We start from the raw sequence: 12,727 nt of genomic DNA, 5'->3' as shown, positions 1-12,727 counted from the left end.
GTGCTGAGTGGCGAGGCCGGCCGGATTCGAACCGGCGTCCTCCAAGCTTGCTGTCAAGGCGCGACGACCTCTGCGCTACGGCCTCGCCGTGCGGGAGCATACCCAAGGCCACCGACACGACCATCCCAGGGCCGCCCACCGCGACGCGTGCGAGCCCGGCGGACCGTCGGGTCGGCGGACGCGCCGCCCCCTGGGCCTCGGCGAGCCCGGCGGTCCGGTCCCGCACGCTCCACGATCGACGGGCTCCGGTCACGGCGTCCGGACCCGACATCGTCAGCGGTGCAGGACGACGAGCTGCTGGGTCGCCCGGGTCATCGCGACGTAGCGGTCGACCGCTCCCTCGATACCGGTGCCGAACGCCTCGGGGTCGACGAGGACGACCAGGTCGAACTCGAGTCCCTTCGCCAGCTCCGGGGTCAGCGACCGGACCCGGTCCGTCTCGCGGAACGTGGGATCGCCGATGACGCAGGCGGTCCCCTCGGGATGCGTGGCCAGCCAGGTGTCGAGGATCGAGGCCAGCTCCGATATGGATCCGTGGACGACGGGACAACCACCGCGGCGGATGGAGGTCGGCACGTTGGCGTCCGGGAGCACGGCCCGGATCACCGGCTCGGCCTCCGCCATGACCTCCTCGGGCGTACGGTAGTTGATGGTCAGGGAGGCCAGCTCGATCCGGTCGAACCCGACCCGCTCCAGCCGTTCCCGCCACGACTCGGTGAACCCGTGGCGGGCCTGGGCACGGTCACCGACGATGGTGAAGCTCCGGGACGGGCACCGACGCAGCAGCATCTGCCACTCCGCGTCGGTCAGCTCCTGGGCCTCGTCCACGACGATGTGCGCGAACGGGCCGGCGAGCCGGTCCGGGTCGGCGTGGGGCAGCGCGCTCTCGTCGACCAGGGCCTCCCGCATGTCCTGACCGTGCAGCATGACCAGCACGCCCTCGCCGTCGTCGTAGACGGTGGACGCGAGGAGGTCGTCGACGACCCTGGCCATGCGGTCGCGTTCGGCGGCGAGCACGGCGTCGTGTCGGCGCTGACGCCGGGCCGCCTCCGGGTCGCCGAGCCGCTGCCGTGCCGCGTCCAGCAGCGGCAGGTCGGAGACCGTCCAGGCCCGCGGGTCCGCCCGCTGCAACGTCCGGACCTCGTCCGGGCTGAGCCAGGGCGCGCACCGGCGCAGGTAGGCGGGGACCGACCACAGGTCGCCGACGAGGTCGGCCGAGTCGAGCAGCGGCCACGCGCGGTGCAGGGCGGTGCGCAGTTCCCGGTTGCGCAGCAGCGACGCGCGGACCAGGTCCGCCGGTTCGTCGCCGTCGTACCGGTCCAGCAGGATCGTGAGCAGCGCCGCCCAGATCTGGTCGCGTGCCTCGTTGTGCGGCGTACCGGGTTCCACCGCGTCGAACGCCTCGGCCCAGTCGTCGGCGCCGAGCCAGATCTCGGACGTGTCGGTCGCGACGCTCATCCCCGTGGTCGGCGGTTCCTCGTAGAACCGCACGGCCGCCTCGACCGCCCGCACCAGGTCCGCGGACGCCTTCAGGCGCGCCACCTCCGGGTCGGTCTCGACCGCCGCTGTGGCGCCCTCGGCGACGAGGTCCCGCAGGGTGCAGATCTGCACGTCCTCCTCACCCAGACTGGGCAGAACGTCGGCGACGTAGGCCAGGTAGGGCTGATGCGGGCCGACGACCAGCACGCCGCCGTGGCGGTTGCGCAGCCGAGGGTCGGAGTAGCAGAGGTACGCGGTGCGGTGCAGCGCGACGACGGTCTTCCCGGTTCCCGGACCACCGTCGACGACGAGCGCACCCCGGGATCCCGCCCGGATGATGGCGTCCTGGTCGGCCTGGATGGTGCTGAGCACGTCCCGCATCCGGGGTGACCGGCTCGCGCCGAGGCTGGCGATGAAGGCGGACTGGTCGTCGAGCGCGGCGGCGTGCCCCTCGAACCCGTCCGGGGTGAAGACCTCGTCCCAGTAGTCGGTGATCCGGCCGCGGGTCCAGCGGTACCGGCGGCGACTCACCAGGCCCATCGGGTTGGCGTGGGTCGCCCCGAAGAACGGTTCGGCCGCGGGGGAACGCCAGTCGATCAGCAGCCGGCGGCCCGCGCTGTCCGTGAGGCCGAATCGGCCGATGTACCGGGGTTCGGGGTCGTCCGCGCTGACCATGTGCCCGAGGCACAGGTCCAGGCGGTAGCGGCGCAGGGCGCGCAGGCGGGCCGTGAGCCGGCGGACCTCCTGGTCCCGGTCCAGTGCCCGCCGGCCCGTGCCGCCGGGCGCCCGGCGTACGGCGTCGAGGCGCTCGGACAGCTCGGCGATCGACTGCGCGAGGCTCTCCGCGACGGCCGCGAAGTGCCGCACGTCGCCGGCGATCAGCGCCGGGTCGGCCTTGTGGGCCAGCCGGTCCGGGAGGTCGAACACGTCGTGCGCCAACCGGTTCACGTCATCAGCTCCATTCTGCGGCGGCGCGTACGCGCGACTCCGCACCGAGTTCCCGACAGGTCCCGACACCGCGCCGCGAATTCCGTCGTCGATTCGTCGGCTCGGGCGCATGCGACACGTCGCCGATGACAAACGCTTTTCGCGATTCCCGTGAACCCTTGCGGTCCGGCGGTTTGCGCGGTCGGACGCGCTGCCCGAGCGCTGCGTGGTTCGGGGTGACGAAGGTTGTGTCAGCCGGCGTCGGCTTCGGCCAGCGATTCTGCGGCACGACCCGGGTCTTGCCGCAAGCCCCGGGGTGGGATATACGTTGAAGGTGGCGGGGAGTGTTTGTTCTGTATTTCCCGGCGTCCGCCACGACGGTTTCCCACCGCAGAGCGGTTTCCCGCCGCCAGGCTTTCCCACCCCGAGCCGAGCAATCTCCACTCAAGTCCGGTGGTCTCCGCACGGCGCGGCCTCGTCCGCCGGCGCTCGTCCGACACGGCGGACCGGGACGGCCGACCCGGGGCGCCACCGACCCGGCCGCCGCCGGCCCGCGGGCGTCGACCTCGGACCGCCGTCCGGAGACCCTCCGCCGCCGACCAGGTCAGCGGGTACGGACGGCGGCGACGACCCGGCGTACCTCGGCGCCGTCGGTGGCCTCACGGCCGTCGCGGTGCACCGGCGCCCGCAGGTGCACCTCCCGCGCCCCGGTCCGGGCCAGCACCTCTCGCACGTTGTGCGCGCGGACGCCACCGCCGACGATGACCCGCAGCCGGTCCCCGGCCCGGGCCCGTAGCGCCGCGATCCGGTCCGCGCCGTCCAGCGCGGTCGGCGCCGCCCCCGAGGTGAGGACGGCGTCGGCGCCGAGCGCGATGATCTCGTCCAACGCGGCCTGCTGGTCGGCGACCTCGTCGAACGCCTTATGCACGGTCACCGGCAGCGGCCCGGCCGCCGCGATGAGCCGGCGCAGCACCGGCAGGTCGAGTTCACCGTCGGGGGTGAGCGCGCCGAACACCACCCCGACGGCGAGGCCGTGCGGGTTGGGCAGCTCGCGGATCGCCGCGATGTCGGCGCGCATCACCTCCTCCTCGACCTCGCTGACCACGAAGTTCCCGCCCCGCGGCCGGATCATCACCCGTACCCCGACCCGGCGCAGCGTCCGTAGCGCCACCGCCACCGCGCCCAGGCTCGGCGTGGTGCCGCCCTGGCCGAGGTCCGCGCAGAGCTCCACCCGGTCGGCGCCGGCGGCCTCGGCGGCCAGCGCGCCCGGTACGTCGCCGACGCAGATCTCGACCAGCGGCCGGTCCGGAGCGGTCACCGGGCCGCCTCGGCGGAGGGTACGGCGTTCACGGCCGGGACGCCGTCGGCCGACCCGGCGGTCGACGCCGTCGACTCCGGGCGCAGCGGGAAGTGGCACGCCACCTGGTGGACGCCGCCGGTCAGCGGCGGCTCAGTCTCGCAGATTTCCTGGGCGAACGGGCAGCGGGTACGGAACCGGCAGCCGGTCGGCGGGTTGAGTGCGCTGGGCAGCTCGCCGCGGATCGCGATGCCCGACCGGGCCGCCTCCGCGTTCGGGGTGACCGTCGGCACCGCGTCGATCAGCGCCTGCGTGTACGGGTGCCGGGCGGCCCGGACCACCTCCCGGGCCGGGCCGACCTCGACCAGCTTGCCCAGGTACATCACGCCGATCCGGTCGGCCATGTAGTCGACCACCGAGAGGTCGTGGCTGATGAAGACGTACGCCAGGCCGAGTTCCTGCTGGAGGTCCCGCATGAGGTTGAGCACCTGGGCCTGGATCGAGACGTCCAGCGCGCTGACCGGCTCGTCCCCGACGATCAGCCGGGGTTGCAGCGCCAGCGACCGGGCCAGCCCGATCCGTTGCAGCTGACCGCCGGAGAACTCGTGCGGGTAGCGCTCCAGCGCGCGGCGGGAGAGCCCGACCTGGTCGAGCAGGGTGGCGATCCGGGCCCGGCGGGCGGCGGCGTTGCCGACCTGCTGGATCTCCAGCGGCTCGGCCAGGATCGCGTCGACCCGCATCCGCGGGTTCATCGCCGCGTAGCTGTCCTGGAACATCAACTGCACCTGCCGGTGCATCCGGCGCCGCTCTCGCCCGCGGAGGGTGGCGATGTCGGTGCCGTCCAGCACGATCTGGCCGGCGGTCGGCGTCTCCAACCCCACCACCAGCCGACCGATCGTCGACTTGCCGCAGCCGGACTCGCCGACCAGGCCGAAGGTCTCGCCGGGACGTACCTCGAAGGAGACCCCGGCGACGGCGCTCACCTGTCCGGCTGACCGCCGCCACAGCCCGCCACCGGCCGGGTAGTTCTTGACCAGCCCGCGGACCGACAGGATCGGCGCCGCCGCGGGCTCGGCCACCGCGGACCCGGCCGCCGGAGCCACCGCGGGCTCGGCCGCCGTGGGCTCGGCCGCCACGGCCTTGGCCGCCGAAGCCGCCACGGGCTCGGCAGCCGAAGCCGGCGCGGTCCGGTCGTCGGCGGCCGGCGGGGTCCCGCCGGCGTCGGCGGACGGGGCCGCCGGCGCGGTCCGGGCGAGCGGGGCGGGAGCCGTCGCCGGCACCGGGTGCAGGCAGGCGTGCTGGTGCGGACCGGTCGACAGGGTCACCTCGGTGGTCCGGCACTCGGCGGTGACGTACCGGCAGCGGGGCGCGAACCGGCAGCCGGTCAGCGGCTGGGACAGGTCCGGCGGCAGGCCGGGGATGCTGTAGAGCCGGGCGTGCGCGCCGTCGTCCCGGATCGCCGACTCGGGCAGCGCCTCCATCAGCGCCTCGGTGTATCGGTGCCGGGGCGACCGGAACAGCTCCCCGGTCGCCGCGGTCTCCACCACCCGGCCGGCGTACATCACCGCGACCCGGTCGGCCCGGCCGGCGATCACCCCGAGGTCGTGGGTGACCAGGATGACCGCCATCCCGAACTCGTCCTTCAGGTCGTCGATGAGTTCGAGGATCTGCCGCTGGGTGGTGACGTCCAGCGCGGTGGTCGGCTCGTCGGCGATGAGCAGCCGCGGGGAGCAGACCAACGCCATCGCGATCGCGACCCGCTGCCGCATGCCGCCGGAGAGCTCGTGCGGGTAGTTGTCGACGATCCGCTCCGGGCGGGGCATGCCGACCCGGCGCAGGATCTCGATGGCCCGCTCCCGGGCCTCCGCCTTGCCGACGCCCTGGTGCACCCGGAGTGGTTCGGCGACCTGGAACCCGATCCGCATCGTCGGGTTGAGCGAGGTGAGCGGGTCCTGGAAGACCATGCCCATCCGGACGCCCCGGATCCGCCGTACCTCGTCGGCCGGCAGGGAGCGCAGGTCACGACCCTCGAAGCGGATCTCCCCGCCGGTGACCCGGCCGCCCGGGGGCAGCAGCCCCATGATGGAGAGCGCGGTCATCGTCTTGCCGCTGCCGGACTCGCCCACCACGCCGAGGGTCTCCCCCGGCATCACCTGGAGATCGACCCCGTCGAGGGCGTGCACGGTGCCGCGACGCAGCGCGATGTCGGTGTCGAGGTCCCGCAGCTCCAGCAGGGGTTGGGTGCCGGACTGGTCCGGCGCCGGACCGAGACGGGTCAGCTCGTTCGATGCGGTCATCTCGTACTCCTGCCTAGCGCCGCCGGAGGCGGACCTCGAAGGCGTCCCTCAGCCCGTCCCCGATGAAGTTGCAGGCCAGGACGATGAGGATGATCGCGATCCCGGGCGGGTACAGCAGCCACCAGTGGCCGCTGTAGGCGTCGGCGAGACCGTCGGAGAGCATCCCGCCCCAGTTCGCCGCCGGCGGCGGCACACCGAGGCCGAGGAAGGAGAGGTACGCGACGTAGAGGATCGCGTCGGCGACCTGGAAGGTCGCGTTGACGATCACGGTGCCGATCGCGTTCGGCACGATGTGCCGGCGGACGGCCCGGGCACCGGTGCCGCCCATCGCCCGCATCGCCTGGACGTACTCGCGGGACCGCAGCGTCAGCGCCTCACCCCGGACCAGCCGGGCCGGCCCCAGCCAGGCGAACGCGCCGATGATCAGGATCAGCATCGGCACGCTCGGCGTGACGATCGCGGCCAGCAGCATGAAGAGGAAGAGCGAGGGGATCGACATCATCGCGTCGACCACCCGCATCATCGCCGCGTCGACCCAGCCGCCGACGAAGCCGGCGACCGCGCCCCAGATGGTGCCGAGGGCGGTGGCGAGGAGTCCGGCCGCGAGCCCGACCACGATCGAGGTCTGCCCGCCGAGCATCATCCGCCCGAGCTGGTCGTACCCGACGCCGTCGGTGCCGAGCGGGTGCCCCTGCTCGCCCGGGGCCAGGTGCACCTGGGTGAGGTCGGTGTGCACCTGGTCGGTGTGGTAGAAGAGCGGGCCGAGGAAGCAGAACCCGGCCAGCAGCACGAACAGGCCCAGCCCGACCAGGGCGAGCCGGTTCTCGCAGAAGACGATGAGTCCCTGGCGCCACATGCCCCGGAGCGGCGCCTCGGCCGCCTCGCCCGGGGTCGGTGCGCCGGTGTCCGGCTGTGCGTTCGCCGCCGTGGAGAGTGTGGTCATGACGCGCTCCGGCGGAGTCGGACCCGGGGGTCGACGGCGGCGTAGAGCAGGTCGGCGAGGAGGGCGCCGACGACCGTCGCGATCGAGATGATCAGCGTGACCCCGAGCAGGATCGGGAAGTCGCGCTTCAGCGCCGCCTGCCAGAACAGCTGCCCCATGCCGGGGTAGTTGAAGAGCGACTCGACGACCAGGGCACCGCTGAACAGCGCGGGCAGGTACATGCCGAGCAGGGTGATGACCGGGAAGAGACCGTTGCGCAGGGTGTGTCGCAGCACCACCCGCCGCTCCGAGAGCCCCTTGCTGCGCGCGGTGCGGACGTAGTTCTCGTTGAGGTTGTCGACCATCGAGGAGCGGACGTAGCGCGAGTAGACCGCGATGGTGACGATGGCCAGGGTGACGGTGGGCAGGACGAGCCCGGCCGGGTCGGAGAGGACCTCCGCCACGGTGAAGCCCTGCGGCGCCTCCGGCGGCAGCACCGGCCAGACCTGCGAGAAGAGGATGATCAACATCAGGCCCAGGAAGAAGATGGGCGTCGCGTACGCCAGCAGCGAGAGCGACGTGATGACGTAGTCCGGCCAGCGGTTGCGCCGTACCGCCTGGATGACCCCGAGCGGGATGGCGACCACGATGGCGAGCAGGGTCGAGAGCAGCGACAGCACCATCGTCTTCGGCAACCGCTGCATGATCGCCTCGCTCACCGACTGGTTGAGCTGGTACGAGTAGCCGAGGTCGCCCTGGAGCAGGCGCTGCATGAACATGCCGTACTGCTGGATCCAGGGCCGGTCGTAGCCCATCTCGTGGTTGAACGCCGCCAGCTGCTCCAGCGTCGCCTCCTTGCCCAGCGTGGCCCGGGCGGCGCCGCCGGGCAGCAGGTGCAGGATGAGGAAGGCGATCACCGTCACGAGCAGGACGACGACGAGGGCCTGACCCAAGCGTGTGATGAGGTACCGGACCACCTGGGCCGCTCCTGTTCGGGTCGGGCCCCGGTGGCGCGGACGCCACCGGGGCCGGACGGTCAGTGGGTGGTTACTTCCAGGACCAGTCCTGGAAGTACATGTAGTTCATCGGGTCCTGCGGCTCGACCCCCTGGAGCCCCGACCTGTACGCCGAGACCTGGTAGACCGGGTTCGGCATCCAGAGCACCGGCAGCTGCCGGGCGAGGTAGTCGTTGTACGCCTTCAGCGCGCTCTCGTCGCCGGAGAACTGGGTGGCCTCGATGAGCCGGTCCGCCTCCGGGTCGCTGTAGCTGCCGAGGTTGACCGGGGCGTCGGTGGCGAAGAGCCGCTCACCGCTGGCGAAGGCCGGGTAGTACCAGCTGCCCTGGGAGCCGAAGAAGGACATGTCCCAGGTGCAGCTCGGCTCGCTCGGCTTGCAGGCCGGGGTGACCGCCACCGAGTCCGGGACCTCCTTGATGGTGAGCTGGATCCCCAGCTTCGCCATCTGCGACTTGATCTCCGCGAACATCTTGGTGGTCGCGGTGAAGCCGGTCTGGCTGGTGACGGTGAACTTCAGCGGGGTGCCGGCGGCGATCCCCTCGCCGCACTGGTTCGGCCCGCTGCCCGGGTTGACGCAGGTGGTCTCCCCGTCCGGGGTCACCTTCCAGCCGTGGCTCTCCAGCAGCTGCCGGGCCTGCTCCGGGTCGAAGGAGTAGACGCAGCCCTCGCCCGCGGTGTTCGTGCCCGGCTTGGGCGGCACCGGGCCACAGGTCGGCGCCGCGGTGTCGGACCAGATCACCTTGCTGATCGTCTTCTGGTCGATCAGCATCTGCAGCGCCTGCCGCAGGTACAGCTGCTTGAACAGCACGCCGGTCTTGGGGTTGTTGAAGTTCAGCTGCAGGTAGGTGATGGACCAGCCGTACCAGGGCGAGATGGTGTAGCCCTTGGACTTGAGGTAGTCCTCCTGCGAGATGTGCGCCGCCGGGACGTACCCGTAGTCGATCTCACCGGCGCGCAGCACGTTGAACTCGGCGTCGTCGCTGGTGAACGGCCGCAGCACGACCTTCTTGAGCTTCGGCTTGTCGGTGCCGGAGTAGTTCGGCTGGGAGACGAGGGTGACCTCGCCGTTGGGCACGTACCTCTCCAGCTTCCACGGGCCGCTGTTGACCTTCCACAGCTCGTTGGAGTCGTACGTCTTGGGGTCCTTGGACGCCGCGGTGAGGAAGTCGAAGACCTTCCGGGCGCCCTCGGGGGTGCTGGACAGGTTGCTCACCGGCGCGTCCGGGGAGTCCTTGTCCCAGACGTGCTGGGGCAGCGGCGTGATCCGGTTGAGCTGGTTGTCCACGAACCACGCGGTGTTGTAGACCCGCTTGGTGGTGATCGAGAACGTCTTCTCGTCCTTGATCGTCCACTTCTCGACGTTGTCCGGGAAGCCGCCGGGCCGGTATGACGCCCACTTGTCCTTGTTCGCGGTGACCAGGTCGTACCAGAACTGGATGTCGCGGGTGGTGATCGGCTTGCCGTCCGACCAGGTGTTGTCCTTCAGCGTGATGGTCAGGGTCCTACCGCCGTCGCTGACCACCGGCGGCTCGGCCATCGACCGGTTCGGGTCGATGTTGTACTGCGCCGTGCCGTCGAGCCGGTACTGGTAGAGCGAGCGGTACAGCGCCTGACCGAAGATCGCGTTCTCCCCCTGCGTGTAGCCGGGCGCCGAGATCGGCAGGATCCAGTTGGGGGTACGGAAGGCGACGGTGACGGTGTCCTTGCCCTGGCTTCCGCCTTCTTTCGACGACCCACCGCCGCCACAGGCAGCCATGCTCACTCCGATGGCCACGGCGCCGGTCAGCGCCACCACGCCGCGGAGTGCGCGCCCGTGAAATCTACTCCTCATGGATCTCCTCGATTGATGTGCACGTGCCCCGCGTCTCCGGGCGCTCGCGGCATTCCCTTCGCGTCCAGCCGCCTGATGCCGCTGCTCGAGCCTCTGGTGCTGCTCCGGGACCTGTGATGCGGAGAATGTAGCCGGCTAGAAGTTCCTAGTCAACGAAACTAACCCCCTTTATTCGGCAACTTCGGCCAGGCTACGATCTAAGTCGGCGAAGCATCGTCCGATACTCTTCGCGGTGTCCCCGGCGTACATCCCTGGCCGTTGTGCACCCTGACAGGCTGAGGCAGCGCCGGACGACCGGCCCGAAGGAGGAGAGGAATGTCGGAATCATCGATCTCCGCCACCCTGCGCGAGCAGACCCTCAGCCTGCTCGCGAGCGGCCGGGCCACGTCGCGGGCCGACCTCGTGGAGGCGTTGCAGGTCGCCCCCTCGACGGTCACCACCCTGGTGCGCCGACTGCTCGAGGAGGGCGCGATCCTGGAGGAGGGGGTGGGGCGGTCCACCGGTGGCCGGCGCCCCCGGATCCTGCGGCTGCGCGAGGTCGAGGGGGTGTACGCCGTCGCCGAACTCGGCGGCCGGCACGCCCGGGTCGGACTCTGCGCCCCCGGCGGCAAGCTGCGCGCCACCGAGGAGGTGGCGATCGACATCGCCGCCGGCCCGAAGGAGGTCTTCGACGTCGTCGCGGCGACGTACGCCCGACTCTCCGCCGCGACCACGCCCGGTCAGGCCCTGCTCGGGGTCGGGGTCGCCCTGCCCGGTCCGGTGGAGTACCCGAGCGGGCGACTGGTCGGCCCGGCCCGGATGCCCGGGTGGAGCGGCGTCGACGCCCGCAGCCACCTCCGGGACCTCTTCCAGGTGCCCGTGGTGGTCGACAACGACGCCAAGGCGGCGGCGATCGGCGAACACATCACCCGGGGCCGGGACACCGGCGACATGATCTACGTGAAGGCCGGTACCGGCATCGGCGCCTGCCTGGTGACCGGGGGCCAGATCTTCCGCGGCGGCCGAGGGCTCAGCGGCGACGTCACCCACGTCCGGGTCGCGGACAGCGGCGAACGACACTGCTCCTGCGGCAGCCGGGGCTGCCTGGAGACGGTCGCCAGCGGCGCCGCCCTGGCCCGGCAACTCGCCGAGCAGGGCTCGACGGCGACCACCACCCGGGACATCATGGCCGCGGTCGCCGACGCCGACCCGACCGTGGTGGCAATGGTCCGGAACGCCGGACGGCTGCTCGGTGTGGCCCTCTCCGGCCTGGTCAACTTCCTCAACCCCGACGCCGTCGTCATCGGCGGCGGACTCTCCAGCCTCGACGTCTACGTGGCCGCCGCCCGCGGGATGCTCTACGAGCGCTGCCTACCGTCCATGACCCAGTCCCTGATCATCGAAGCCAGCGTCACGGGCCCCGACGCGGCCCTGATCGGCCTCGGGCACCTGCTGCACACGACGGCCGACGTACGACCCTCCTGAGGAGCCACCACCCGTGCCCCGTCCCCTCCGTGTCGCCATCGGCGGCATCCACATCGAGTCCAGCACCTTCTCGCCGCACCTGAGCACCGCGCACGACTTCGAGGTCACCCGAGGCGACGCGCTGCTCGCCCGCTACGCCTGGCTCTCCCCGGTCCCGCCGTGGGCCGCCGGGGTGGAGTGGATCCCGCTGGTGCACGCCCGGGCGCTGCCGGGCGGGGCGGTCGAGGCGGCGACGTACGACGCCTGGGCCACCGAGATCGTGGAGCGGCTGGCCGAGGCCGGACCGATCGACGGCATGCTGCTGGACATCCACGGCGCGATGAGCGTCGTCGGCCGGGACGACGCCGAGGGTGACCTGGTCACCGCCATCCGCGAGGTGATCGGGCCGGAACCGTTCGTCTCCGCCGCGATGGACCTGCACGGCAACGTCTCGGAGGTCCTGTTCGACGCCTGTGACCTGCTCACCTGCTACCGCACCGCCCCGCACGTCGACGTCTGGGAGACCCGGGAGCGGGCCGCCCGCAACCTCGTCGCGGCGCTGCGCCGGGGGGAACGGCCGCACAAGGCCCTGGTCCACGTGCCGATCCTGCTGCCCGGCGAGATGACCAGCACCCGGGAGGAGCCGGCCCGCAGCCTCTACGCCCGGCTCGACGAGGTCGAGGCGCGGGACGGGATCATCGATGCGGCGATCTGGATCGGCTTCGCCTGGGCCGACCAGCCGCGCTGCCGGGGTGCCGTGGTCGCCACCGGCACCGACCCCACCGCCACCGCCGAGGCGGCCCGGGAACTCGGTGCGGCGTTCTGGGCGGCCCGGGACGAGTTCGACTTCGTCGCCCCCACCGGCTCGATGGACGAGTGCCTGGACACCGCGTTGGCGGCGGTCGCCGACCCGGCCCGCCGGCCGTTCTTCATCAGCGACTCCGGTGACAACCCCGGCGCCGGCGGCGCCGACGACGTCACCTTCGCGCTGGACCGGATGCTGGCCCGCCCCGAGCTGCGGGACGGGAGCGTCCGGGCGGTCTACGCGTCGCTCGTCGACCCGGAGGCGGTGGCCCAGGTCGCCGACCAGCCGATCGGGTCCCCGGTCGAGGTGCGGGTCGGCGGCCGGATCGATCCGCGCGATCCGGGGCCGCTGACCCTGACCGGGACCCTGGAGGCGGTCGCCGAGGATCCGGACGGGGGCCGGTGCGTCAGCATCCGGGTCGGCGGGGTGAGTGTCTTCGTCACCTCCCGGCGGATGCAGTACCGGCTGCTGTCGTCGTACGCCCGGCTCGGGGTGGCGGTGGACGAGGTGGACCTGGTCGTGGTCAAGATCGGCTACCTGGAGCCGGAGCTGTTCGAGGCGGCCGGCGACTGGCGGCTCGCCCTGACCCCGGGCGGCGTCGACCAGAATCTCACCCGGCTGCCGTACCAGCGGGTGCGCCGTCCGCTCTTCCCGCTGGACCGCGACTTCACCGCGGACCTGACCGTGGTGGTCCGGTGAGCCCGGTCGAT

General features: G+C 72.0%; 8 protein-coding genes and 1 tRNA gene. 2 read left to right on the top strand and 7 right to left on the bottom strand.

Annotation, left to right across the window (positions count from 1 at the left end):
* Positions 1–8 precede the first annotated feature (8 nt).
* The 7 genes from EF879_RS20605 to EF879_RS20575 form a co-directional block, all read right to left on the bottom strand.
* Positions 9–85: transfer RNA gene (locus EF879_RS20605), tRNA-OTHER, on the bottom strand.
* A 188-nt stretch (positions 86–273) separates the two neighbouring features.
* A complete protein-coding gene (helR, locus tag EF879_RS20600) occupies positions 274–2,427 on the bottom strand; it encodes an RNA polymerase recycling motor ATPase HelR (RefSeq protein ID WP_123561066.1) in 2,154 nt (717 codons plus the stop codon).
* A 583-nt stretch (positions 2,428–3,010) separates the two neighbouring features.
* Positions 3,011–3,724, bottom strand: coding sequence for a copper homeostasis protein CutC (locus tag EF879_RS20595; RefSeq protein WP_233604624.1), 714 nt, complete (start codon positions 3,722–3,724; stop codon positions 3,011–3,013).
* Positions 3,721–6,000, bottom strand: coding sequence for an ABC transporter ATP-binding protein (locus EF879_RS20590; RefSeq protein ID WP_123561064.1), 2,280 nt, complete (start codon positions 5,998–6,000; stop codon positions 3,721–3,723). Before EF879_RS20590 ends, EF879_RS20595 begins: the two co-directional genes overlap by 4 nt.
* A 13-nt stretch (positions 6,001–6,013) precedes the next feature.
* The gene (locus EF879_RS20585; RefSeq protein ID WP_370375534.1) at positions 6,014–6,943 is read right to left on the bottom strand and encodes an ABC transporter permease; all 930 of its coding nucleotides are present in this window, start codon (positions 6,941–6,943) and stop codon (positions 6,014–6,016) included.
* The gene (locus EF879_RS20580; protein WP_123561062.1) at positions 6,940–7,899 is read right to left on the bottom strand and encodes an ABC transporter permease; all 960 of its coding nucleotides are present in this window, start codon (positions 7,897–7,899) and stop codon (positions 6,940–6,942) included. Before EF879_RS20580 ends, EF879_RS20585 begins: the two co-directional genes overlap by 4 nt.
* A 70-nt stretch (positions 7,900–7,969) precedes the next feature.
* Positions 7,970–9,769 carry a peptide ABC transporter substrate-binding protein gene (locus EF879_RS20575; protein WP_123561060.1) on the bottom strand — a complete coding sequence of 600 codons (1,800 nt, stop codon included), beginning with the start codon at positions 9,767–9,769 and terminating at the stop codon, positions 7,970–7,972.
* Between the two features lie 315 nt (positions 9,770–10,084).
* Here EF879_RS20575 and EF879_RS20570 point away from each other — a divergent pair, with 315 nt between their 5' ends.
* On the top strand, positions 10,085–11,233 hold the full coding sequence (locus tag EF879_RS20570) for an ROK family transcriptional regulator (RefSeq protein ID WP_123561058.1): 1,149 nt from the start codon (positions 10,085–10,087) through the stop codon (positions 11,231–11,233).
* 13 nt (positions 11,234–11,246) lie between these two features.
* On the top strand, positions 11,247–12,716 hold the full coding sequence (locus EF879_RS20565; protein ID WP_123561056.1) for a M81 family metallopeptidase: 1,470 nt from the start codon (positions 11,247–11,249) through the stop codon (positions 12,714–12,716).
* Positions 12,717–12,727: the final 11 nt, after the last annotated feature.

Origin of the sequence: Micromonospora sp. HM5-17 (assembly GCF_003762835.1) — a bacterium.
Classification (GTDB): Bacteria; Actinomycetota; Actinomycetes; order Mycobacteriales; family Micromonosporaceae; genus Plantactinospora.
The sequence above is the reverse complement of the archived record's forward strand: the minus strand, read 5'-3'. Positions and strand labels throughout refer to the sequence as shown.